Here is a 23108-nt window from a genome sequence, read left to right on the forward strand (position 1 = left end):
TCCAACCCCAGCCCCATTTGATGGGCTGACCCACGCCAGTGTGGGTGAGCCCACCGCATGCGACTAGCCCACCCACAACGCGATAGGCCGGCCCACCAAACGCCGAACCGCCCACCCCGCTAGGGCCCGGTCCACCTCGGCCAACCTGCCTGGTGGCCCCGCCGCCCCAATTTGATGGGCTGACCCACCCGAGTGTGGGTGAGCCCACCGCATGCGGCTAGCCCACCCACAACGGGATGGGCCAGCCCACCAAATGGGGATCGCCTGGAACGGGGACGGGGCGGGTTATTCGGTGACGTAGGGCTCGCCGTCTGCCTTGGGGGCTCGGACTCGGCCGACCAGGCCGGCGACCGCGATGATCGTGGCGAGGTAGGGGGCCATCAGGAGGAGTTCGCCGGGGATCGGGGTCTGGATGATCTGGAGCTGCGACTGCAACTGGGTGGCGAAGCCGAAGAAGAGGGCTGCGACCATCGCGCCGATCGGGTGCCAGCGGCCCATGATGAGGGCGGCCAGCGCGATGAAGCCGTTGCCGGCGGTCATCTCCTTCGTGAACGACCCGGCGTACCCGACCGTGAAGAACGCGCCTCCGAGACCGGCGAGAACACCGGCCCACAGTACGGCGGAGTACCGGATGCGCTTGACCCTGATACCGACCGTGTCGGCGGCCTTCGGGTGTTCGCCGACGGCGCGGACGCGCAGACCCCAGCGGGTCTGGAAGAGCACGAAGGTGACGACCCCGACCGCGATGTAGGTCAGGTAGACCAGCACGGTCTGGTTGAACAGGATCGGCCCGATGAACGGAATGTCGCCCAGCCCGGGGATCTTCACGGCCGACAGCACATCCGGCGTGTTCAGCTTGGCCGAGTCCTCCTGCAGGAACTGGTCGTACAGGAATCCGGTGACACCGGTCGCGAACACGACCAGCACGACGCCGAGCACGACCTGGTTCACCAGGTACTTGATCGAGAACACCGCGAGCAGCAAAGCCATCAGTACGCCTGATGCCGCCGCCGCGATCAACGCCGCGACCGCGCTCCCCGTCGTACTGGCGACGACGGCCGCCGTGAACGCGCCGACCAGGAACTGGCCCTCGATCGCGATGTTGATGACACCGGCCCGCTCGCACAGCACTCCGGCGAGCGCACCGAGGATCAGCGGGGTGGCGAAGTTCAGCGTGCCCTGGAACTGGTTGGCCAGCGGGAAGACCTTGCCGGCCGCCGCCCAGCACAGGAAGGCGCCGATGAAGCTGACGCCGAGGATGATCGCCAGGTAACCCGAATACGTCTGCGGGACCCTGCGCAGCACGTAGGCGACCGCGGCCAGTACGCCGAGGGCACCGAGCAGTAGCGCGACCGGCTGGGCCGGCAACCCGAGCAGGTTGCCCGTCAGGTCACCGGAGACCAGCTGGAACGTCGCCTTGCCGCTCTTGGTGAAGATCGCCAGCCCGAGCCCGAGCAGCGCGAAGACCAGCATCAGCCCGCCGACGCGCAACCGGCGAACACGATCCGCCGGACCTTCGATCGCCACCGGAGCAGCCGGTACGGCGTCCTGAACCGTCGAGGCGCTCATCCGTTCCAGCCCTTCGCGAGGATGGTTCCGGATCCGCGATCCTTCGGTAAGAACCGGAAGACCGAGCGGACCAGAGCCGGAGCCGCTACGAACAGCACAATCGTTGCCTGCAGCACCGTTGTCAGTGTCAGCGGGGTCTGTGTGATGAGCTGCATCTGCAGACCGCCTGCGTTCAGAGCACCGAAGAGCAGACCAGCCAGTACGGTGCCCAGCGGCGTACCCCGACCGAGCAGCGCAACTGTGATCGCGTCGAACCCGACCGAAGCGGCAACGCCGTCAGTCAGCGGCAGGTCGGTTCCGAGCACCTGCTGCGTCCCGGCCAGACCGGCCAGCGCACCAGCAACGACCATCGCAATCACGTAAGCCCGACCGACCGACATACCGGCTGTCTTTGAGGCATCTGCGTTCGCACCGACCGCGCGCAGCTCGAAACCGACCGTCGACTTGTTGAGCAGCCACCAGACGAACACCGCGGCGACCAGCGCCAGCAGGAAGCCGACGTGCAGCCGGGTGTCACCGAACTGCGGGTACTGCGCGTTCGCGTCGACGACCGGCGAGATCGGGTCGGCCCGCCCGGGCCGCTGGAATGTCGTTGTCGTGAGCAACCACTGCAGCAGGTAGATCGCGACGTAGTTCAGCATGATCGTGACGATCACCTCGTGGGCGCCGGTGCGGGCCTTCAGCAGCCCGACCACACCGCCCCAGAGCGCGCCACCGATCAGACCCGCCACGATCGCGACGATCAGGTGCAGAACCGGCGGCAGGTGCCAGGCGAACCCGACGTACCCGGCCAGGATCGCGCCCATGATCAACTGCCCTTGAGCGCCGATGTTGAACAGACCAGTCCGGAAGGCCAGCGAGACCGCGAGGCCGCCGCAGATCAGCGGAGTGGCCTGGGTCAGCGACTCGCTGATCGGCGTGACCCCACCGATCGCACCGACCGCCAGCGCCTTGTAGGCCTCGCCGACCGCGGAGAACGCGGCCGAGAAGGTGTCCAGCGGCGCCGCGCCGAAGTACCCGGCGGCCTTCTTCACCTCGTCGTCGCCGACGATGATCAGGATCGCCCCGACCACCAGCGCGAGCACGATCGCGCTGAGCGACACGAGGCCCTGAATCGCCCACGACGGCAGCCCGGACCGCTCCTGCGGCTCGGCCGGAGGCGCTGTTGCTGTAGTCATCTAGATGGTTCCCAACGTGGTCGGGTTCTCGATCGCGACGTCGTGCGCCTCGGACTTGGAGGCGCCGGCCATCATCAGGCCGAGCTCGTCGCGTGGGGTGTCGGCCGGTACGACGCCGACCACCTTGCCGCGGTACATCACCGCGACCCGGTCGGCCAGCGCCGCGATCTCGTCCAGCTCGGTGGACACGATCAGTACGGCGGTGCCCTGGTCGCGCTCCTGCACGATCCGGCTGTGCACGAACTCGATCGAGCCGACGTCCACACCGCGGGTCGGCTGCGAAGCGACCAGCAGCTTCAGCGACCGGGACAGCTCACGGGCCAGCACGACCTTCTGCTGGTTACCACCGGACAGCGACGACACGGGCTGGTCAACACCCTGGGTACGGATGTCGTACTCCTCCACCCGCGTGTGCGCGTTCTGGTCGATCGCGTCGGTGTTCAGCGCCAGCCCGTTGCCGAACGGCGCCTTGCGGAACAGGTCGAGCACCAGGTTCTCGGCGACCGTGAACGAGCCGACGAAGCCGTCCTGCCCGCGGTCCTCCGGGACGTAACCGATACCGGCGTCGAGGCGTTGCCGGGTCGACTTCCCGGTCAGTTCGTTGCCGTCGAGAGTGATGCTGCCGGCCGCGATCGGGGTCAGGCCGAGCAGCGCCTCGGCGAGCTCGGTCTGGCCGTTGCCCTGGACCCCGGCCACCGCGAGGATCTCGCCGGCCCGGACCTCCAGGTCGATGTTGTCGACGGCGGTGAACCCGCGCTCGACGATCACGGTCAGGCCGGTGACGCGGAGTACGGCGTCCTTGGGCTGTGCCGGTTCCTTGTCGACGACCAGGTCGACCGCGCGCCCGACCATCAACTCGGCCAACTGTTCCTCGGTCGCGGAAGGCTCGGCCTGGCCGACCACCTTGCCGCGGCGGATCACGGTGATCTTGTCCGCGATCGCCTTGACCTCTTTGAGCTTGTGGGTGATGAAGACGATCGAGGTGCCGTTCTCCTTGAGCTGCCGCATCACCGCGATCAACTCGTCGATCTCGGCCGGGGTGAGCACCGCGGTCGGCTCGTCCAGGATCAGCACACTGGCGTCGTTCGTCAGCGCCTTGATGATCTCCACGCGCTGCTGGACGCCGACCGGAATGTCCTCGACCAGCGCCTCGGGATCGACCTCGAACCCGTACCGCTCGGACAGCTCGGTGACGATCTTGTTCGCCTTCTTGCGGTCCAGCACACCACCGGGGTGGGTGTTCTCCCGGCCGAGCATGATGTTCTCCGCGACGGTGAAGACCGGGACCAGCATGAAGTGCTGGTGGACCATGCCGATGCCGTGCTTGATCGCGTCGTTCGGCGAGGTGATCTTCACCGTCTCGCCGTCGATGACGATCTCGCCGGAGTCGGGCTGCAGCAGCCCGTACAGCATGTTCATCAGCGTGCTCTTGCCGGCGCCGTTCTCACCGAGCAGGCAGTGGATCTCGCCCGGCTCGATGACCAGGTCGATGTGATCGTTGGCGACCAGCGAGCCGAAGCTCTTGGTCAGGCCGGACAGCTCGAGATGCATGCAGCCCCTCTTCTCATACCGAGAGCCAGGAAGGCGACCGGGAGGTCGGCCTTCCTGGCTCGCACCGTACTACGCGGTGGTTCAGGACGCCTTCGGCTGCACCTTGGACTCGATGGTGATCTTGCCGCCGATGATGTCGGTCTTGATCTGCTCGAGTTCGGTCTTCAGCTCGGCCGGGACCTTGCTGTCGAACTCGTGGAACGGCGCCAGCGCCGTGCCACCGTTCTCCAGCGTTCCGATGAACTGCTTGTTGTCGAACTTGTTGTCGACGACCGAGGTGATGGCGTCCTGGACGGCGACGTCCATCCCCTTCTTGACACTGCTGATCAGGACCGAGCAGTACTCCGCGGCGGACTCACAACCGTCGGTGTCGACCCAGATCGCGTTCACCTTGCCGTTGCTGGCCTTGGCGGCCTGCAAGCCACCCAGACCCGAGGGACCGGCCACCGGGAAGATGATGTCCGCACCCTGGGTGATCAGGTTCTGCGCGTTGTTCTGGCCCTTGGCCTTGTCCTCGAAGTCACCGGTGAACAGACCGTCCTGCTTGGCCTCGTCCCAGCCGAGCAGGGTGACGTTCTTCGACTTCTGCTTGTTGTAGTACGCCACGCCCTCGGCGAACCCGTCCATGAAGATCGTCACCGGCGGGATCTTGACGCCGCCGAAGGTGCCGACCTTGCCGGACTTGGACATCGCCGCGGCCAGGTAACCGGCCTGGAAGCTGGACTGCGCGGTGTTGAAGCCGAGCGGCTTCACGTTCGCGATCGGCTTGGCCGGAGCGGAGTCCACGATCGCGAACTTGATGCCGGCGTTCGCGTTCGCGGCCTTGTCGGTCGCGTCCTCGAGCTTGAAGCCGACGGCCACGATCACGTTGCACTTGGCCGCGACCATCGCGGTCATGTTGGTCGGGTAGTCGTTGTCCGACTTCGACTCCGCCTTGACCTCGGTCAGGCCCTTGGCCTTCACGGCGTCCTGCAGACCCTTGTACGACGTCTGGTTGAACGACTTGTCGTCGAAACCGCCGGAGTCGGAGACCATGCAGGCCTTGAAGGCCTTGTTGTCCGAGCCTCCGCTCGGTCCGCTCTCAGCCGGCTTGCTGCCACAAGCTGCGACGGCGAGCGTCAGAACGCCCACAATCGCGGTTCCCCGCACGAACTTCTTCACCGGACGTCTCCTTCGTCGTACCAGACTGTTGGCCCGCACGCCTGCCCCTGCGTGCCATCCGCAGACTATAGGTGCGGCCAGTGTTAGTTAGAACGGCAAGTTGACCTCGATACCGGAAAGTGACCGGCACTTTCGTCACATTTCCGCAACTCCTGCGGCGCAGTCACCGAGCGCCTGGCGCCGGTCACACTGTGCACGCTCCGTGGTGGCGCTGCCGTCACCTTCGGTGAACGATTCAGGACCCATGTAACAATCGCGGGCATGAGTCATCAGTTGCTGGTCGCTGACGTCCTCGCGCGCGTCGAGGAAGTTCGCGAGACCACAGTCGAGCTCCGGCGGGACCTGCATGCGCACCCCGAGCTCGGCTGGCACGAGGTCCGGACCACCGAGCTCCTGGTACGCCGTCTTCGCGACGCCGGCCTGTCTCCGCGTGTGCTGCCCACCGGCACCGGCCTGATCTGCGACATCGGCTCCGGCGACTCGTGTGTCGCGCTGCGCGCCGACATCGACGCGCTGCCGGTCCCGGACGGCGTCGAGGCGCCCTGGCGGTCGACGAGCGAGGGCGTCGCGCACGCCTGCGGTCACGACATCCACACCGCCGGCCTGGTCGGCGCTGCGCTCGTGCTGGCCGGTATGGCGCGTGACGGGCAACTGGACCGGCGCGTGCGGCTCATCTTCCAGCCGGCCGAAGAGGTGATGCCCGGTGGCGCACTCGGCGTGATCGCGGCCGGCGGGCTGGACGGCGTACGGCGTATCTATGGGGTGCACTGCGATCCGCGCTTGCAGGTCGGTCAGATCGGCCTCCGTGTCGGCGCGCTGACCGCGGCCGCTGATCGGATCCTCGTTCGGCTGAGTGGGCCCGGCGGGCACACCTCCCGACCGCACCTGACCGGCGACCTCGTCTACGCGCTCGCCACCCTTGTGACCGAGCTCCCGGCGGCCCTGTCCCGCCGCGTCGACCCCCGCGCCGGCATGTCGCTCGTCTGGGGCCGCATCACCTCCGGCTCCGCCGCCAACGCCATCCCGTCGCGAGGGGAAGCCGAAGGCACGCTCCGCTGCCTGGACGTCAACGCCTGGCGCCAAGCCGCCGACCTGATCCCCAAGCTCGCCAACCAGCTCGTCGCGCCGTACGGCATCCAGGTCGACACCGAGGTCACCCACGGCGTGCCCCCGGTCATGAACGACCCGACGGCGATCGACGTACTGCGCTCTGCCGCCCAGCAAACCCTCGGCACCGGCGCCATCAGCCCCACCGATCAGTCGCTCGGCGGCGAAGACTTCGCCTGGTACCTGGAGCACGTCCCCGGCGCCATGGCCCGCCTAGGCGTCCGCCCGCCGACCCTCGACACCACCGGCGACCTCCACACCCCGGGTTTCGACCCCTCAGAAGAGTCGATCTCCCTAGCCACCACCCTCCTAACCTCAGCCGCCCTCCTCGACTGAGCCGCACAAGCGCCCTCCTCACGCTCCGCTTTGCGAAGGACTACTGCCGCTGAGAGGCAGCAACTCAACACAAAGCCGCTTCCCCCCAGCCGGGGAACTGGCCAGGCGGACTTCCATCACCCACTAACTCGCCCGGCCGCGCGGCGCCACGCCTGAAGGCAGTCGTACCCCGGGTCTTTTCAGCACTTAGTGGGTGATGCACGTCCGCAGCTAGAACGTGTCGGCGGGGACGTAGACGCCCCAGACCTCGCGGAGGGTGTTGCTGACCTCGCCGACGGTGGCTCGGGCTTTGAGGGCTCGCTTCATCGGGTAGAGGCAGTTGTCGGTGCCTTCGGCGGCTTTCTTGAGCTCGGCCAGGGCCTCGTCGACCTCGGTCTGGTCGCGTTCGGCGCGGAGTTTGGCCAGGCGGGCTACCTGCTGGGCCTCGATGGCGGGGTCGACGCGGAGCGGTTCGTAAGGTTCTTCATCGGTGATCTTGAACTTGTTCATGCCGACGACGACGCGTTCGACCGAGTCGATCTCGAGCGAGATCCGGTACGCCGACTGCTCGATCTCCTGCTTCTGGAAACCCTTCTCGATCGCGGCCACGGCACCGCCGTACTCCTCGACCTGGTTCATCAGCTCGACCGCCTCGGCCTCGACCTTGTCGGTGAGGGCCTCGACGACATACGAGCCGGCGAACGGGTCCACCGTTGCCGTGATGTCGGTTTCATACGCGAGCACCTGCTGCGTCCGCAGCGCCAGCCGGGCCGCTTTCTCGGTCGGCAGCGCGATCGCTTCGTCGTACGAGTTGGTGTGCAGCGACTGCGTCCCACCCAGTACGGCGGCCAACCCCTGCACGGCGACTCGCACGAGGTTGATTTCCGGCTGCTGCGCGGTCAACTGCACCCCGGCGGTCTGGGTGTGGAACCGCAGCATCTGCGACTTCGGGTTCTTCGCGCCGAACTCGTCCCGCATCACCCGCGCCCAGATCCGGCGGGCGGCGCGGAACTTCGCGACCTCTTCGAGGAGCGTCGTACGGGCCACGAAGAAGAACGACAACCGCGGTGCGAACGTGTCCACGTCGAGCCCGGCCGCAACCGCCGTACGGACGTATTCGATGCCGTCGGCCAGGGTGAACGCGATCTCCTGCGCAGGCGTCGCACCGGCCTCGGCCATGTGGTAGCCGGAGATCGAGATCGTGTTCCAGCGCGGCAGTTCGGTCTGGCAGTACGCGAAGATGTCGCTGATCAGCCGCAGCGATTCCTTCGGCGGGTAGATGTAGGTCCCCCGCGCGATGTACTCCTTCAGTACGTCGTTCTGGATCGTCCCGGTGAGCTGGTCACCGGTGACGCCTTGCTCCTCGGCGACGAGTTGGTACAGCAGCAACAGCACCGAGCCCGGCGCGTTGATCGTCATCGAGGTGGAGACCTGGTCCAGCGGGATCCGGTCGAACAGGATCCGCATGTCGTCGATCGAGTCGATCGCCACCCCGACCTTGCCGACCTCGCCGGACGCGATCGTGGCGTCGGAGTCGTACCCCATCTGCGTCGGCAGGTCGAAGGCGACCGACAACCCCATGGTCCCGGCGTCGATCAGCTGGTGGTACCGCTGGTTCGACTCCGCGGCCGTCCCGAACCCGGCGTACTGACGCATCGTCCACGGACGCTGCGTGTACATCGTCGGGTACACCCCACGGGTGTACGGGTACTGCCCCGGCTCGCCAAGCTTCGCCTCCGGGTCGAACCCGTCCAGCGTGCCCGCGTCGTACACCGGCTCGAACTCGAACCCGGACTCACTGCGATGACTCATCTCCCCACCGTAGGCGGAACCACCCCTCCACTGGTATGCACCAGGCTGGTGAGATCAAGCACCCTGTGGTCACAGCACCACAAACCCGAGCTTGGCAGCCAGTGCGTCCGACAGGTAGGCACGCCGGCGGCAACTATCAGTTTCCGGTCCGGTAGAGCCTCTGGTTGGATTCCTACCGTGGAGGCATCGATGAAGCTCAGAGCCAAGGGCCAAAGCGGCGCATAGCCGCTCCCACGGGCAGCAGGTCGCGAGCCGGCTGCGTGGTCGCGGCTCCAGCGGCATGGCCACCGACGAGATCCTGGATCTGCTGCGCGGCGAGGGCTGAGCTCGCTGCTTTCCCTCGGTGCCGCTGCTCGCGCCGGACAGCTAGCCTGCTGTTTGCGTTTCGGCAGTGTGGTGACGCCCACTTGTCACCGGGCAGACATCAAGCGTCCTTGAATGCTTCGGCAGGGGATCCACAAGCTGTCACGGCAACGTCGCCGAGGGTTCATGCACGGCGCGGAACCTCCGAAGTGTGCGAATCGTGATGGTTGCCGAGACCTTCCTGCCGCAGATCAATGGCGTGGCGAACACGGCTCGCCATGTCGCCGACCGGCTCCGTGCTCGCGGGCACGAGCTGCTCATCATCGCGCCCGGTCCGGGCCCCGACAGTTACGGCGATGTGCAGGTGATCCGGGCGCGCAGCTTCCGGACGCCGGGGTACAAGGAGTTTCCGGTCGGGTTGCCGGATCCGTCGATCGAGCGGGCGATGGCCGAGTTCAAGCCTGATCTGGTGCACGTGGCCTCGCCATTCATTATCGGCGCCTACGGGCTGCGCGCTGCGCGCCGGCTCGGGCTGCCGACGGTGGCGATCTTCCAGACCGATATCGCCGGGTTCGCTCGCCAGTACCCCTGGTTCGCGGCCGCCGATCGTGGGATCTGGCGCTGGGTACGACGGACGCATTCGCGCGCCGACCGCACTCTCGCGCCGTCCACCGCGTCGGTCGAGGCCCTCGTGCAGGGCGGCGTACCGCGGGTCCATCACTGGGGTCGCGGCGTAAACCTCGATCTCTTCGACCCGCAGCACCGCAACGAGGCCTGGCGCCGCGAGATCTCCCCGGACGGCAAACCGATCGTCGGGTACGTCGGCCGCCTGGCCGCGGAGAAGAAGGTTCGGCGCCTGGCCGAGCTGAGCGAGCTGGACTGCCGGGTCGTGATCGTCGGCGACGGACCGGACCGCGCTTCGCTCGAACACGCGTTGCCCAAAGCAACCTTTCTCGGGATGCGCCGGGGAGCCGACCTGGCCTCGATCTTCGCCGGGCTGGACGTCTTCGTGCACACCGGCGAACACGAGACCTTCTGCCAGACAATCCAGGAGGCACAGGCTTCCGGCGTAGCCACTGTCGGTCCGGCCGCAGGCGGCCCCCTCGACCTGATCCACGACGGCGTCAACGGCCTGCTCTTCGAACCCGGTCAGACCGGCTCGCTGAAACAAGCCGTCAAGACCCTCCTGGACCACCCCGAGGCCCGCGCCCGGATGGCTGCCAGCGGTCTCCAGCGAGTCCAGTCCCGCACCTGGTCCGCGGTCGTCGACGACCTGGTCGACCGCCACTACGCCCAGGTCCTGCACGAAACTGCCGCCGTACGGCGGGTCGCGTGAGCAGCCTGCGAATCGCCCAGCTGGCCAACTTCGTCGGACCCACTTCCGGCGGGATGCGGACCGCGATCGAGCACATCGGCCAGGGGTACGTCGATGCCGGCGCCGACCGGATCGTCATCATCCCGGGCGAGCGGGACGAGATCGTCGAGACCGAGTTCGGCACTGTCGTGCGGGTGAAGGCGCCCAGGGTGAGTGGCGGCTACCGCCTGATCACCACGCCCTGGAACGTGATCGACGTACTGAAGAAGTTCCAGCCGACCACGGTCGAGATCTCCGACAAGTCGACGCTGCTCCCGGTCGCGCGCTGGGCCCGCAAGAACGACGTCGGCACTGTCCTGTTCAGCCATGAGCGCCTGGACGCGATGCTGGCGCTCGGTGCGGCGCGACCCGGTCAGCTCGGCGGTCACGACGTACTGCGCCCCGGCCGGATGCTCGGCGAGGTCACCACGTACACCAGCCGCTGGACCGGAGAGAGCGTCCAGCGCCGCGCCGAGGGTGTGAAGGCCAGCCAGCTCCATGTGGTCGCCTCAGTGGCCGCGCTCTACAAGATCCTCAGTCGCACGTACGACGCAGTCGTGGTGACGTCCCGGTACGCCGCTGCCGAGTTCGACGACGTGACCACCCCGCTCGTCCGCATCCCGCTCGGCGTCGACCTCGACACCTTCCACCCCTCACTCGGCCAACCGGCAGATGACGGCGTACTGAAGCTCGTGCACGCCGGTCGCCTCTCCCGCGAGAAGAGCCCGCACCTGGCAGTCGCCACCGCCGCAGAGCTGCACCGGCGCGGGGTCAAGCTGCAGATGGATGTCTACGGCACCGGTCCGCACCTGGACGAGCTGCTGGACATCGCAGGCTCGGCACCGATCACCTTCCACGGGTACGTCGACGGTCGACACAAGCTGGCGACGCATCTGGCCGAGGCGGACATCGCCCTCTCGGTCTGCCCCGGCGAGACGTTCGGCCTCGCCGTACTGGAGGCTCTTGCCGCCGGTACGCCGGTTGTGACGGCGAACACCGGCGGTGCGCGCGAACTGGTCGACGAGACCTGTGGTCGCTGGGGGCACGCCAACCCGGTCGCCCTGGCTGACGCCGTACTGCAGCTGGCGCAGGTGCCCAACCGCCGAGCCGCTGCGCGTCGCCGCGCAGAGCTCTACGACTGGGATACCTGCATCCAACGCATGCTGGCTCTGCACACCCGGCTGGCCCAGAGCCGCCTAGCCGCCTAGGTCAGGTGGTCGTAGTCGCCGCGCGTCCACGCCATGTGGCGATCGGCAGAGCGTCGTACGACGGCCTTGGCATCGACCGGGATCACCGAGCCGAAGTTGTTGTAGAGCCGGTCGTACTCGTAGGGGTCCAAAGCTTTGGCCACCCGGTCGACCACCGCGCCGGACAGCGGGATGCGGTTCGGGTAGCTGCGCATGAAGCTCACCGAAGTGCGATCCGGGTTGGCGAAGATGGTGTCACCGGACAGCACGACACCCTTGCCGTCGGCACCATCTGCCCAGTGCACGACCGCGCTACCGGGGAAGTGACCGCCGGGTTGAAGAACGGTTACTCCGGGCAACGGGTTGAGTACGCCACTCCACGGAGTGATCACCGCATCCGGCCGCGCGACCCACTCGGCATCCGCCTCCGACACATACACCGGTACGTCGCCCAGCCGGTGACTCCACTCGACCTGGACGCCGTACATATGCGGGTGACTGGCAACGATCGCGACGACCTCGCCGAGGTGCTGAATCCGGCTGATCGCATCGTCGTCCAGGTAGCCGATCGGGTCCCACAACAGGTTTCCCGCGGTCGTTGTCACCAGCATCGATTGCTGGCCGATCCCCACCGGCGGCTTCGACGTGACGCCGTACAAGCCTGGTTCAACCGTTTCGATGACGACCTCGGTCCCGCCGGCGGACAGCTCCGCGAGCGTGGTCCAGTGCTGGCCGTCGGCCGGCACCCACTGGCGCTCGTCGGCGCAGATCGCACAGACCTCGACCTGCTCGGAGTGTTCGACCGCACAGGTTGCGCAGATCCAGAAACTCACCGTGATCCCCTCCCAATGATGTGGTGACCGGACTCTGTGCCCTCAAGCCCAGTTGAAGTCAAGAACACGGTGGGGTCATCGGTCGAGGGCCAGTGGCGGGTCGGCCAGGTGGGCCAATTGAGGGGAGCCTCCGACACGCGCGAGAGCGATGTCACACCTGTCAGGACAAAAGCCGCAGGGCAGCAGGACTACCATCGAACCCGGCCGGGTTTTCCTACCGGGCCGAGCCGATCGCGGCAGCCGCACCGGCTCTCGATCCGAGATCCGATCGGAGGATCGGTTTGCCCAGCAAACCAGTCGGCACGCTCTACCGTGGCCGCGAGGGCATGTGGTCATGGGTCGCACACCGGATCACCGGGGTGGGAATCTTCTTCTTCCTGCTCGTGCATGTGCTCGACACAGCTCTGGTCCGGGTGTCACCGGAGGCCTACAACGAGGTCATCGGCACCTACAAGAACCCGATCGTCGGCCTGATGGAGGTCGGACTGGTCGGAGCGATCCTGTTCCACGCCTTCAACGGCATCCGGCTGATCCTGGTCGACTTCTGGGCCAAGGGTCCCCGCAACCAGCGCAAGCTGATGATCGGTGTCGGCGTCGTGTGGGTCGTCCTGTTCGTGCCGTTCGTGATCCGGCACCTGATGCACGTCTTCGGAGGCTGACGAGATGAGCGACATCGCAGCTCCGCGGTCGAGCACCCGCTCCCGCTCGCTCAAGGGCGGCGGCCGGAACCGGTCCGGTCAGACCAACTTCGAGCTCTACAGCTGGCTGTTCATGCGGCTGTCCGGGCTCGCCCTGGTCGTCCTGGTCCTCGGGCACCTGTTCGTGAACCTGATGCTCGGCGGCGGCATCACCGCCCTCGACTTCGCTTTCGTGGCCGGCAAGTGGGCCAACCCGCTCTGGCAGGTCTGGGACCTGCTGATGCTGTGGCTGGCGATGCTGCACGGCACCAACGGGATGCGCACGATCATCAACGACTACGCCGAGAAGGACCAGACGCGGTTCTGGCTGAAGGCACTGCTGATCACGGCCTCGATCGTGGTCGTTGTCCTCGGCACCCTGGTCATCTTCACCTTCGATCCCTGCCTCGACCCCAGCAGCACGCTGTCGGTCTGCAAGTAAGGACAGCTTCACAATGCAGCGGCATCAGTACGACGTGGTCATCGTCGGCGCCGGCGGCGCCGGTATGCGCGCGGCGCTGGAGTCCAGCAAGCGGACCCGGACCGCAGTGCTCACGAAGCTCTACCCGACCCGGTCGCACACCGGCGCGGCGCAGGGTGGCATGTGTGCCGCCCTGGCCAACGTCGAGGAGGACAACTGGGAGTGGCACACCTTCGACACGGTCAAGGGTGGTGACTTCCTGGTCGACCAGGACGCGGCCGAGGTGATGTGCCGCGAGGCCGTCGACGCGGTCCTCGACCTGGAGAAGATGGGCCTGCCGTTCAACCGGACCGCTGAGGGCAAGATCGACCAGCGGTTCTTCGGTGGACACACCCGCAACCACGGTGAGGCCGTCGTACGGCGGTCTTGTTTCGCCGCGGACCGGACCGGCCACATGATCCTGCAGACGCTGTACCAGCAGTGCATCAAGCAGAACGTCGAGTTCTTCAACGAGTTCTACGTTCTCGACCTGCTGATGGTCGGCGGGCGCGCGACCGGTGTCGTCGCCTACGAGCTGGCCACCGGCGAACTGCACATCTTCAGCGCCAAGTCGATCGTGTTCGCCTCGGGCGGCTTCGGCAAGGTCTTCCGTACGACGTCCAACGCGCACACCCTCACCGGTGACGGCATGGGCATCACGTGGCGCAAGGGGCTGCCCCTGGAGGACATGGAGTTCTTCCAGTTCCACCCGACCGGTCTGGCCGGCCTCGGCGTACTGCTGTCGGAGGCCGCGCGTGGTGAGGGCGGCATCCTGCGGAACTCGGACAACGAGCGCTTCATGGAGCGCTACGCGCCGACCGTGAAGGACCTCGCGCCGCGCGACATGGTGGCGCGCGCGATGGCCAACGAGGTGCGCGAAGGCCGTGGCTGCGGGCCCGACAAGGCGTACGTGATGCTCGACCTGACCCACCTCGAGCCCGCGCACATCGACGCCAAGCTGCCGGACATCACGGAGTTCGCCCGGACCTACCTGGGTGTCGAGCCGTACACCGAGCAGATCCCGGTCTTCCCGACCGCGCACTACGCGATGGGCGGCATCCCGACCAACATCAAGGGCGAGGCGCTGGCCAACAACGACGACGTGATCCCCGGCCTGTACGCCGCGGGTGAGGTCGCGTGTGTGTCCGTGCACGGCGCGAACCGCCTGGGCACGAACTCGCTGCTCGACATCAACGTGTTCGGCCGCCGGGCCGGGATCGCGGCGGCCGACTACGCCGCGACCGCGGTCTTCGAAGAGCTGCCCGCCGAGCCCGAGGCCTTCGTGGTCGACCTGATCGAGGGCATGCGCAACGCTGAAGGTACCGAGCGGGTGGCCGCGATCCGGACCGACCTGCAGGCCACGATGGACATCAACGCGCAGGTCTACCGGACCGAGGGATCGCTGAAGCAGGCGCTCTCCGACATCGAGGGCCTGAAGCGGCGATTCGCCCAGGTTTCGGTGCAGGACAAGGGCAAACGGTTCAACACCGACCTGCTCGAGGCGGTCGAGCTCGGCTTCCTGCTCGACCTGGCCGAAGTGCTGGTCGTGTCTGCTCTGGCCCGCAAGGAGTCCCGTGGCGGGCACTTCCGCGAGGACTACGACAAGCGTGATGACGTGAACTTCATGCGGCACACGATGGCGTACCGGGAGATCTCAGTTGCCGAGGACGGTAAGGAAACTGTGAACATCCGGCTGGACTACAAGCCGGTCGTCCAGACTCGCTACAAGCCGATGGAGCGGAAGTACTGATGGACGTCAAGGTCAAGATCCTTCGGTACAACCCCGAGGTGCTCGACGAGTCCGAGTGGAAGACCTACTCGGTCACGCTGCTGCCCGGCGACCGCGTGCTCGACGCACTGCACAAGATCAAGTGGGAGCAGGACGGCACACTGACCTTCCGGCGGTCCTGCGCGCACGGTGTCTGCGGTTCGGACGCGATGCGGATCAACGGCCGCAACCGGCTGGCCTGCAAGACCCTGATCAAGGACCTGAACCCGGAGAAGGAGATCACCGTCGAGCCCATCAAGGGCCTGCCGGTGCTCAAGGACCTGGTCGTCGACATGGAGCCGTTCTTCGACGCGTACCGCTCGGTGATGCCGTTCCTGGTCACCAGCGGCCACGAGCCGACCCGCGAGCGGATCCAGTCCCAGGAGGACCGGGAGCGCTTCGACGACACCACCAAGTGCATCCTCTGCGCCGCCTGTACGACGTCCTGTCCCGTCTTCTGGTCGGACGGCCAGTACTTCGGCCCGCAGGCCATCGTCGGCGCCCACCGTTTCATCTTCGACAGCCGCGACGAAGGCACCGAGCAGCGGCTCGAGATCCTGAACGACAAAGAAGGCGTCTGGCGCTGCCGCACCACCTTCAACTGCACCGACGCCTGCCCCCGCGGCATCGAGGTCACGAAGGCCATCCAGGAAGTCAAGCGAGCCCTGATCTTCCGCCGCGTCTGAGTCTTCTCTTTGGGCACGACAGCCATCTTTGAGTCCCCACCAACCATTTCCTCGGCCCGGAAATGGTTGGTGGGTGCTCAAAGATGCGCTGCGTGCACGAAGGCGAGGTGGAGGAGCGCGGCTCCGGCGGCTTGCATGGGTTGGTGGTGGACGAAGGTGTCGACCACTTCGGCGGTGAAGGGTTGGGGTGCTAGGACTCGGCCTTCGTCGTTTGCTTCGACGATGGCGCCGAACAGGTCGTCGAAGAGTGGCGCGTCGATCGACACGACGGTGAGTAGGTCGGTTGCGAAGGTGAGCGGGTCGACCCCTAGGCCCACGCAGTACGCGCGGACCGAGCCGTCCGCCAGGCCTGCAGCGAGACGTGCGGCGAACGGCCAGTCGTCGTAATCGATAGGCCCGTCGCCGTAGTCCTCGGACTCACCCAGGAGCTCCTCGGCTAACTCGCGGACGACGTTCCGCCACAGGGAGAAGTCGTTCTGCTCGTTCTCTGGGGCATCGGCGCTTGGTTGAAAGATGCCGACGGGGACGACCTGGTAGAGGCCGCCGGCGTGGCCGACCTTCGCCGGATCACGCCAGTGCAGGAAGAAGGTGGGTTCGTCGCCGGCGCGGATGGTCAGCGTGCTGATGGCGACGTTGGTGGGCCGGCGCGTCACGTCCCACGGGTCGCCGATGGCAGCGCGTAGGCCGCCAACACCTGCCGCGTATTCGTGGGCTGCGGCTTCGCCGGTGTTGATGCTGTCGAAGTAGGTGCCCCGACCGAAGCGCAGTACCGGCTCCGCCCCGGCCAGGTCCGCGAAAGTCAGCCGGTACGTCGGCCTGTCCTCGAAGACCGCTGGTGGCGCCATACCGCGGATCGCCTCGGCGTACGTCGCGAACTCAGCGGGAAGCGGGGCTTCGCGTCCGGTCACGCCTGTGAACACGGCGTCGGCATCGAATTCGAGTCGTATCGACGCCAGCGGCACCGGCTCAGCCGGGATCCACGACGCCGGCGCCAGCAGCGGCGTACCGGACACCTGGCGGTCGGCTGGGTACTCGTCAGCCGCCGCCACGGCCAGCGAATACCGGTTCGCGACGAGCTTCCGCCGTACGGCCATCCAGCTGGCTGGATCCATGAAAATGTGACCTCCATCACAGTAAGCAACCGAAGACCGTCAGTTGGGAGTCGTGCGGGCAGAGGCTTAGTGCTGACTGGGGGACAACACCATGGAGAGCCTGCTCGAGGTCTACGACGGGTGCTATCGCCGTCTCGTCGGCCAGCTCTACGCAATGTGCGGCAGTTTGGTCGAAGCAGAGGACGCAGTCCAGGAGGCGTTCGTGCGCGCCCTCGAGAAGCCCGGCCGGTTTGCCGAGATCGACAACCCGGAGGCATGGCTGCGGCTGGTGGCGCTGAACGTGGCCCGCAGCCGGTTCCGGCGGAGCGCCATCTTCCACAAAATCATCAGCCGGAGCGGCCCACCACCGGACTCCGTACCGGGCCTCTCCCCCGACCACGTCGACCTCGTGACAGCGCTACGGCGGTTGCCGTGGGACCAGCGAGAGGCCATCACCTTGCATCACATCGTCGATCTCACCGTCCGCGAGATCGCCGTCCAGCTCGGCGTACCGGAAGGCACGATCAAAGCACGGCTCACCCGCGGACGCGCACGGCTGGCTCCGCTGGTTCGTGAATTCGCCCAGGAGGTCGACCATGTCTGACCTGAAGGACGTCGCTCGCGTGGTCCAGCACGCGATCGACGCGCCCCCGTTCGAGCAGCTGACTCGCCGCGCGACCCAACGACGACACCGCCGTACGGCGGGTGCGGGCAGCGGAGTGGTCGCCGTACTGGCAACTGTCGTGGCGCTGACCGTTCTGCCCGTATCGCAGCCGATGGTCGCGCCCGAACCGGACGCCCGGACACTGGTTGAGGGCGCCGACGCCCAGGTGCAGACGACCGCAGTCGCCGCGCCGGAGGAGTGGGCCGCGAGCTGGGCCAGCTGTATCGCGGAGACCTGCAAGTTCAGCGCTGTGCTCAATTGGAGGGGCGACAAGGTGTACGCGCCCGTGAAGTCACGGGAGTACACCACGCTGCAGCTCACCGGCGAACCGGCCGTGATCTTTGCCCCCGCCACGATGTCTCCCCAGAGCTTCGGGCCCGATACCGCACTGCTGCGCGTCACCGCCCAAGGCGTCGTCCAGACCGAGCTGCGGTACGCCCCGCCGACCCAGACCTTCACCGCCGGCGAGGTGCTGACGGACGAGCTCGACCAAGCCGGCTACGGCATCCAGGTCCTCAACCTCAAGGACTCGACCCTCCGTTCGCTCGAACCGCCCACCGCGCAGAACATCGCCTCGTTGTCCGCACCGGTCCAGGACGGCAACGGCCGGTTGTGGGCGATCAGCGGCGAGGTGCAGAGCAAGATCGTGTGGACCGATGACCGCGGCAAGACCTGGCGAAGCGAGCCCCTCAGTACGTCGAACCGGCCAGGAAAGCTGGCTGTCAGCTCCGACGGGCAGACCATCGCTGCCACTACGGCCAATGCCTTCTCCAGCAACAGCGTGGGAAACATCTCGACCCTGAAGGTGTCCACCAACGCCGGCCGCACCTGGAAGACCACCACCACTGAGCGCGATGCACACCTCAGCGGCCCGGCGGTCCTCGACGACGGCACAGTCTTCCTGGCCGGCCACAAGCCAAGCGACCCGGACGCCCTGGCCGGCCGTCAGACAAGCGATGCGGACCGACGCCTCTACACCGTCACCGCCGGCCAGATCCAGCGCGTCGGCTCCACCCCCGCCCTCCTGCGCGACATCACCGGCGACGGCAAGCGCCTCTACGGCATCCAGGTCGAGCCCCCGTCGACCAAGGTCGCGGTCAGCACCGACCACGGTAAAACCTGGAGCGCGTTCGAGCCGCGGTAGGGCAGGCATACTGGCGGGCATGGACTGGGCCAGAGAGAAGAACGCGCGGCTGCTTGCGACGGCGTACGCGGTGGGATTTGCAGCCTGGCTGGTTGGCGTGATCCTGATCTTGTGGGGTCAGTTCACCGACGGGTCGATCACGCAGATTGTGGTGGGCAGCATTCTCTTCGCGATCGGTCAGGCACTGATCACCATCGTCGCGTTCAGCCTGCGCAAGAACTTTGCGACCAGCAGGGCCGCTTCCTCGTTCCAGCAGGCCTGGCAGCGCTTGAGTCTTGGTCTTGAGCTTCCGTCGGCTGTGCGGGCGTTAGCAGTACGGCGGGTTTGAGGTGACTGCGGTGGCTACCCGGAGGAAGAGGTTGAAGAGGCGGTAGAGCTGGGGCATGCCGGCTGTCACCGTGACCGTTCGGTCGTCGACGCGGGTCACGCCGGGGATTGCCTGGAGGTGCGAGGCGACTGAGGCGGATTGCCAGCGGACGGTCAGAACTCGTGATGCCGGGCGCGCAGTGACAGTAGGCAGGGACGCGAGGGCTGCGGCGGCTCCGGATTCGATGGCGGTGCGAGCCTCCAAGACGGGGACGAGCTGAGCCGCGAAACGGTCCTTGGCGTATTTCACCGGGACCGTGTCGATGCTGCTGTTCCACGCCGTGGCTTCGGCGCAGGCGGTGTCGTCGCCGGTCAGGAGCACCAGCGGCACCCCGTACGCCGATGCTGTCGCCTCGAAGAGACCTATTTCGCCGGTGACCTGGCCGTCGAGCCAGATGTCCTCGATTTCGTGGCCCATGAAGCTGTGGCTGAGGACGCCGAGGATGCCTGCCCGAGCGTGGAAGCCGACGCACAGCGCGGCGTCGTACTCGGAGGACAGGCCTTCGATCATGCCCATCGGCTTCGGGCGGCCCTTGATCAAAACCGCGCGGGGGTCGAGCAGGTCCGGCAGGAGGTTGCGCATCGGGCCGTGGGCGTCGTTGACCAGGACAGCGGTCGCGCCGGCGGTGTAGGCGCCGCGGATGGCTGCGTTGACGTCCTCGGTCATCATCACCCGGCCGCGTTCGTAGTCGCGGCCGGGCGGCTGGACGTCTTCGGCATCGACCAGACCGGTGATGCCTTCCATGTCCGCGCTGAGGTAGACCTTCACGACGAGGCCTTGGCCGCCTTGTAGGCCTTGACTCCCCAGGTCCCGAGGACGCCCGCGATCACGAGGTTCACGATGATCAGGATCGTGTGCGCGACGTAGTACCCGGTCGGGCGGTCCTCGGTGTCGACGAGCGCCTTGATGAAGCGCAGGTAGGTCACGACGTTCCAGACCGCGATGCCGAGCAGGACGAAGGCGTGCTTGCGTTCGAGTTTCACCCAGCCATTCTTACGTGCCGGGGCGATCCACCATGCGCAGGAGCTGGGTGCGATTCGCCACTCCGAAGCGGCGGTAGAGCCGGGTCAGCTGGGACTCGACGGCCTTGACCGACAGGTACAGCGCGGCGGCGATCTCCCGGTTCGTGGAGCCGTCGCGGACCATCGCAACGATCTGCTGCTCGTTGTCGGTCAGCTCGGACGGCTGACGGCTCCGGCTGGGGACGTCGAGACGGGCCAGCTCGGTCTCGGCCACCTCGCGCCACGCGGGAGCGCCGTACGCCTCGAACTGCTCGATCGCGTCCAGGAACGCCGTCCGCGCCACCGAACGCCGCCGGGCCTGCCGCGCGACGCGGCCTCGGGTCAGCTCGCAGCGCGCCAGGTCGAGCGGGTAGACGAGGTCGCCCGCGCCGGAGATGGTCTTCTCCAGCAGCTCCAGCGCCGCCGCCGGGTCGCCCTGCTTGGCGATCAGCAATGCCTCCGACCGAGCCAGGCCGATCTTCACGACCGGCCGGTCCAGCGTCTCCGCACGCGCCCGGATCTCAGCGATCAGTGCTGCTGCATCATCGAGCCGCCCAGCGGCAACCAGCGCCTCGGCGTAGTCCGCGTGCCACGGAATGATCGCCGGGTCGAAGGGCATCGCTGCCTCGCCGAGGCCCTCTATCGTGTCGAACGCCTCGACCGCACGCTGCGGGTCACCGATCAGCACACCGACCAAACCCTGTGCGGCGAGCGCTGGGCCGGTCCACTCGTCGTTGCCGACCAGGCGGACGCCCTCGAGCGCCGCATCCGCGAGCTGACGGGCCATGGCCGCCGTACCGCCGGCGCACTCGGCGCGGCTGGCGATGATGAGCCCGACCTCGGCCTCGTCGCCGATGTCCTGCATGAGTTGATAGCACTCGTGTCCAGCGACCAGAGCGTCTGCGCCGCGCCCACTGCGCTCGTAGATCGCGGTTGCCGAGATCAGTACGGACGCCAGCCAGCGCATCGCGCCGCCGTCCCGAACCTCCTCGACCAGCGTGCTGATCGACGCGATCGCCTCATCGGTTTGACCGCGGAACAGCCGACTCATCGCGGACATCTGCCGGGCGATCACCACAGCCTTGGTGAGCGGCAATCCGACCGCAAGCTCCGCGGCCTGGGCCAGCAGCGAGTCAGCGCTCTGGTCAGCGTCACGCGACATCAGCACCGAGCTGGATGCACTCAGCGCATCAACCAACGCCTCGGTGTCGCCAGACGACCGGGCCAGCGCCTCAGCCACTCGGGCGTGCTCCTGCGCCTCATCCAGCCGACGATCGAAGTACGCGCTGTTGCTGAGCCCGATCCGGACCCGCGCCTCGAGCCGAGCGTCGCCCTGGGCAACCTCGAAAGCGTCCGCCAGCAGACCGATCCGGCACTCGCGATCCGGCCACGCAGCGTCGACCTGCAGCAGCAGCGCCGGCACCTTGGTCTCCGGACGCGTAGCAGCCTGTACGGCGAGGCGCGCCATCTCCGCGGATTCCGCCAGATGCCCGGCCGCGGCAGCGTCATCAGCGGCTCTGGTCAGCCGGCGAGCCCGCTCGTCCGGCATGCTGCTCGGTGTCCGTTCGGCAGCCAGCCGCCATAGTGTCGCAGCCGCTCCGGGCGCACCGCGGCCCGCAGCAACGGCAGCGGCCTCCTCGATGGTGGCTGCAAGCTCAGTGTCTGCCTCTTGAGTGGCCAGGGCGCGATGGGTCGCGTTCTCGACCGGTTCGTCGACCACTGCGGCGAGCTGGGCGTGCGCCTGCCGGCGAGCGGCCGACGTCGCCTCGGCGTACACGTACTCGCGGAGGAGCGGGTGGGCGAACCGCAGTCGCTCGGACGCGATGTCAATCAGCCCCAGCGCTTCAGCCTCGGCCAGCTCGGCCTCGATCGGGCGGTCCAGGGACTGTGCAAGCTGGATGGTCGTGGGCCGCGGCGACGACGCCGCATGCAGGAGCAGCTCGTGCGCACCGAGGCTCAGGTCGGACAGGCGGTCGCCAAGCAGGGTCTTGAGTCGGCTCGACACCGGGAGCGGGTCGTTGGGCGACACGCCCTGCGGGTGCCGGAGCACGGCGCGACCAAGCTCCAGCGCCATGAACGGGTTGCCTGCGCTCGCGGTGAAGATGCGACGCGCCGTACGGACTGGGAGCGGGCTGGAGAGGCGCTGGCGCAGCAGGCCCAGCACATCGGGCTCAGCCAGCGGCGGCACCTCCAGCTGGAGCACCGGCTCCGGGCAGGCCTCAGCCATCACCGGGAGGTCGCCGTCAGCCACCTGCTCGGTGGCGAGCATGTGCACGCCCTCGGCCAGGCGGCGGGCGCAGAACGTGAGCACTTCAAGGCTGGACGGGTCGACCCACTGAATGTCGTCGACCACGAGCAGAACCGGGCCGTTGGCCGCCAGCCGACGCAAGACGTGCAGCACAGCGAGGCGGACCGCCAGCTCGTCACGGACGGTGTCCGGAGCGCTCGCCTTGAGCAGAGCGACCTCGAGCGGCTGCCGGAGGTGGTCCGGCAGTACCTGCCAGGCCAGCTCGAGCTGATTGGAGAGGAGATCGAGGAGCGTGACGTACGGCAGTCCGGCTTCGCTCTGGGACGGAGCTGCGCTCAGGACGCGGCAACCTGCCTTGGTGCGGTCTGCGACCAGCGCCCGCCCCAACGCCGACTTACCGATACCGGTCGGGCCATAGAGCAGCACACTGCCGCTGGTCTCGAGCTGCTTCTTCGCACGCTCAACCAGACTTGCTCGGCCAACCAGCTCGTCGTCAGTCATCGATCACATAACTCCTCGAAGGATTACCTGCGTCGATTAAAACAGCCAACGGCCGTCCGACACGGCGTGTGTCACATGCGGATACCGTCTCGACACCATCCTGTCACCCGAACCTGCCGTCACAGAGCGGT

20 protein-coding genes are annotated in these 23108 nt (G+C 67.2%); 10 read left to right on the forward strand and 10 right to left on the reverse strand.

Annotation, left to right across the window (positions count from 1 at the left end; translation table 11 throughout):
* Positions 1–285: 285 nt before the first annotated feature.
* The 4 genes from E1263_RS29190 to E1263_RS29205 form a co-directional block, all read right to left on the reverse strand.
* Complete coding sequence (locus E1263_RS29190) at positions 286–1569, reverse strand: ABC transporter permease (RefSeq protein WP_132173126.1); 1284 nt, start codon at positions 1567–1569, stop codon at positions 286–288.
* Complete coding sequence (locus E1263_RS29195; RefSeq protein ID WP_132173128.1) at positions 1566–2747, reverse strand: ABC transporter permease; 1182 nt, start codon at positions 2745–2747, stop codon at positions 1566–1568. The genes E1263_RS29190 and E1263_RS29195 overlap by 4 nt, the downstream gene beginning before the upstream one ends.
* On the reverse strand, positions 2748–4298 hold the full coding sequence (locus E1263_RS29200; RefSeq protein WP_132173130.1) for an ABC transporter ATP-binding protein: 1551 nt from the start codon (positions 4296–4298) through the stop codon (positions 2748–2750).
* Between the two features lie 81 nt (positions 4299–4379).
* Entirely contained in the window at positions 4380–5459 is a 1080-nt protein-coding gene (locus E1263_RS29205) for a BMP family lipoprotein (RefSeq protein WP_132173132.1), read from the reverse strand.
* A 261-nt stretch (positions 5460–5720) separates the two neighbouring features.
* Here E1263_RS29205 and E1263_RS29210 point away from each other — a divergent pair, with 261 nt between their 5' ends.
* Positions 5721–6902 (forward strand): amidohydrolase, encoded by a 1182-nt coding sequence (locus tag E1263_RS29210; RefSeq protein ID WP_132173134.1) that lies wholly within the window; start codon positions 5721–5723, stop codon positions 6900–6902.
* 210 nt (positions 6903–7112) lie between these two features.
* Here E1263_RS29210 and E1263_RS29215 read toward each other — a convergent pair whose 3' ends face one another.
* Positions 7113–8693, reverse strand: coding sequence for an acyl-CoA mutase large subunit family protein (locus tag E1263_RS29215; RefSeq protein WP_132173136.1), 1581 nt, complete (start codon positions 8691–8693; stop codon positions 7113–7115).
* A 514-nt stretch (positions 8694–9207) separates the two neighbouring features.
* On the opposite strand from E1263_RS29215, the gene E1263_RS29225 reads away from it, so the two are divergent.
* The gene (locus E1263_RS29225) at positions 9208–10332 is read left to right on the forward strand and encodes a glycosyltransferase family 4 protein (protein WP_202869107.1); all 1125 of its coding nucleotides are present in this window, start codon (positions 9208–9210) and stop codon (positions 10330–10332) included.
* A complete protein-coding gene (locus E1263_RS29230; RefSeq protein WP_238161626.1) occupies positions 10329–11558 on the forward strand; it encodes a glycosyltransferase in 1230 nt (409 codons plus the stop codon). The genes E1263_RS29225 and E1263_RS29230 overlap by 4 nt, the downstream gene beginning before the upstream one ends.
* Here the strand turns inward: E1263_RS29230 and E1263_RS29235 are convergent.
* Positions 11555–12370: an MBL fold metallo-hydrolase gene (locus E1263_RS29235; protein ID WP_132173138.1), complete on the reverse strand. Its 816-nt coding sequence runs from the start codon at positions 12368–12370 to the stop codon at positions 11555–11557. The genes E1263_RS29230 and E1263_RS29235 overlap by 4 nt on opposite strands.
* 281 nt (positions 12371–12651) lie before the next feature.
* On the opposite strand from E1263_RS29235, the gene sdhC reads away from it, so the two are divergent.
* From sdhC to E1263_RS29255, 4 genes are read left to right on the forward strand one after another with little or no spacing between them, the layout of a single operon-like run.
* Positions 12652–13029: a succinate dehydrogenase, cytochrome b556 subunit gene (gene sdhC, locus E1263_RS29240; protein WP_132173140.1), complete on the forward strand. Its 378-nt coding sequence runs from the start codon at positions 12652–12654 to the stop codon at positions 13027–13029.
* A 4-nt stretch (positions 13030–13033) separates the two neighbouring features.
* Positions 13034–13489, forward strand: coding sequence for a succinate dehydrogenase hydrophobic membrane anchor subunit (locus E1263_RS29245; protein ID WP_132173142.1), 456 nt, complete (start codon positions 13034–13036; stop codon positions 13487–13489).
* Positions 13490–13502: 13 nt separating this feature from the next.
* Complete coding sequence (gene sdhA / locus E1263_RS29250) at positions 13503–15257, forward strand: succinate dehydrogenase flavoprotein subunit (RefSeq protein ID WP_132173144.1); 1755 nt, start codon at positions 13503–13505, stop codon at positions 15255–15257.
* Complete coding sequence (locus tag E1263_RS29255) at positions 15257–15961, forward strand: succinate dehydrogenase iron-sulfur subunit (RefSeq protein ID WP_132173147.1); 705 nt, start codon at positions 15257–15259, stop codon at positions 15959–15961. Before sdhA ends, E1263_RS29255 begins: the two co-directional genes overlap by 1 nt.
* A gap of 77 nt (positions 15962–16038) precedes the next feature.
* On the opposite strand, the gene E1263_RS29260 is transcribed toward E1263_RS29255, so the two are convergent.
* A complete protein-coding gene (locus E1263_RS29260; RefSeq protein WP_132173149.1) occupies positions 16039–17073 on the reverse strand; it encodes a transcriptional regulator in 1035 nt (344 codons plus the stop codon).
* Between the two features lie 91 nt (positions 17074–17164).
* Here E1263_RS29260 and E1263_RS29265 point away from each other — a divergent pair, with 91 nt between their 5' ends.
* The 3 genes from E1263_RS29265 to E1263_RS29275 are packed head-to-tail and all read left to right on the forward strand — an operon-like array spanning position 17165 to position 19188.
* Positions 17165–17656, forward strand: a complete 492-nt coding sequence (locus E1263_RS29265) for an RNA polymerase sigma factor (RefSeq protein ID WP_132173150.1) — start codon at positions 17165–17167, stop codon at positions 17654–17656.
* Positions 17649–18860 carry a sialidase family protein gene (locus tag E1263_RS29270; RefSeq protein WP_132173152.1) on the forward strand — a complete coding sequence of 404 codons (1212 nt, stop codon included), beginning with the start codon at positions 17649–17651 and terminating at the stop codon, positions 18858–18860. Before E1263_RS29265 ends, E1263_RS29270 begins: the two co-directional genes overlap by 8 nt.
* 19 nt (positions 18861–18879) lie before the next feature.
* Positions 18880–19188 carry a hypothetical protein gene (locus tag E1263_RS29275; protein WP_132173154.1) on the forward strand — a complete coding sequence of 103 codons (309 nt, stop codon included), beginning with the start codon at positions 18880–18882 and terminating at the stop codon, positions 19186–19188.
* On the opposite strand, the gene E1263_RS29280 is transcribed toward E1263_RS29275, so the two are convergent.
* Genes E1263_RS29280 through E1263_RS29290 form a run of 3 tightly spaced genes read right to left on the reverse strand, consistent with a single transcriptional unit; the run spans position 19168 to position 22977 of the window.
* The gene (locus tag E1263_RS29280; RefSeq protein WP_132173156.1) at positions 19168–19995 is read right to left on the reverse strand and encodes a M55 family metallopeptidase; all 828 of its coding nucleotides are present in this window, start codon (positions 19993–19995) and stop codon (positions 19168–19170) included. The genes E1263_RS29275 and E1263_RS29280 overlap by 21 nt on opposite strands.
* Positions 19992–20210 carry an SCO4848 family membrane protein gene (locus E1263_RS29285; protein WP_132173158.1) on the reverse strand — a complete coding sequence of 73 codons (219 nt, stop codon included), beginning with the start codon at positions 20208–20210 and terminating at the stop codon, positions 19992–19994. The genes E1263_RS29280 and E1263_RS29285 overlap by 4 nt, the downstream gene beginning before the upstream one ends.
* A gap of 10 nt (positions 20211–20220) precedes the next feature.
* Complete coding sequence (locus E1263_RS29290; protein WP_132173160.1) at positions 20221–22977, reverse strand: helix-turn-helix transcriptional regulator; 2757 nt, start codon at positions 22975–22977, stop codon at positions 20221–20223.
* Between the last annotated feature and the right edge of the window lie 131 nt (positions 22978–23108).

It is taken from the genome of Kribbella antibiotica, from assembly GCF_004349055.1.
In the GTDB taxonomy this organism is placed as follows: Bacteria; Actinomycetota; Actinomycetes; order Propionibacteriales; family Kribbellaceae; genus Kribbella; species Kribbella antibiotica.

Bases quoted from the DNA above. Each gene is read 5' to 3' on its own strand.
- E1263_RS29190 (WP_132173126.1), bottom strand. From the start codon at position 1,569: ATGAGCGCCTCGACGGTTCAGGACGCCGTACCGGCTGCTCCGGTGGCG.
- E1263_RS29195 (WP_132173128.1), bottom strand. From the start codon at position 2,747: ATGACTACAGCAACAGCGCCTCCGGCCGAGCCGCAGGAGCGGTCCGGG.
- E1263_RS29200 (WP_132173130.1), bottom strand. From the start codon at position 4,298: ATGCATCTCGAGCTGTCCGGCCTGACCAAGAGCTTCGGCTCGCTGGTC.
- E1263_RS29210 (WP_132173134.1), top strand. From the start codon at position 5,721: ATGAGTCATCAGTTGCTGGTCGCTGACGTCCTCGCGCGCGTCGAGGAA.
- E1263_RS29215 (WP_132173136.1), bottom strand. From the start codon at position 8,693: ATGAGTCATCGCAGTGAGTCCGGGTTCGAGTTCGAGCCGGTGTACGAC.
- E1263_RS29245 (WP_132173142.1), top strand. From the start codon at position 13,034: ATGAGCGACATCGCAGCTCCGCGGTCGAGCACCCGCTCCCGCTCGCTC.
- sdhA (WP_132173144.1), top strand. From the start codon at position 13,503: ATGCAGCGGCATCAGTACGACGTGGTCATCGTCGGCGCCGGCGGCGCC.
- E1263_RS29255 (WP_132173147.1), top strand. From the start codon at position 15,257: ATGGACGTCAAGGTCAAGATCCTTCGGTACAACCCCGAGGTGCTCGAC.
- E1263_RS29260 (WP_132173149.1), bottom strand. From the start codon at position 17,073: ATGGATCCAGCCAGCTGGATGGCCGTACGGCGGAAGCTCGTCGCGAAC.
- E1263_RS29265 (WP_132173150.1), top strand. From the start codon at position 17,165: ATGGAGAGCCTGCTCGAGGTCTACGACGGGTGCTATCGCCGTCTCGTC.
- E1263_RS29270 (WP_132173152.1), top strand. From the start codon at position 17,649: ATGTCTGACCTGAAGGACGTCGCTCGCGTGGTCCAGCACGCGATCGAC.
- E1263_RS29275 (WP_132173154.1), top strand. From the start codon at position 18,880: ATGGACTGGGCCAGAGAGAAGAACGCGCGGCTGCTTGCGACGGCGTAC.
- E1263_RS29290 (WP_132173160.1), bottom strand. From the start codon at position 22,977: ATGACTGACGACGAGCTGGTTGGCCGAGCAAGTCTGGTTGAGCGTGCG.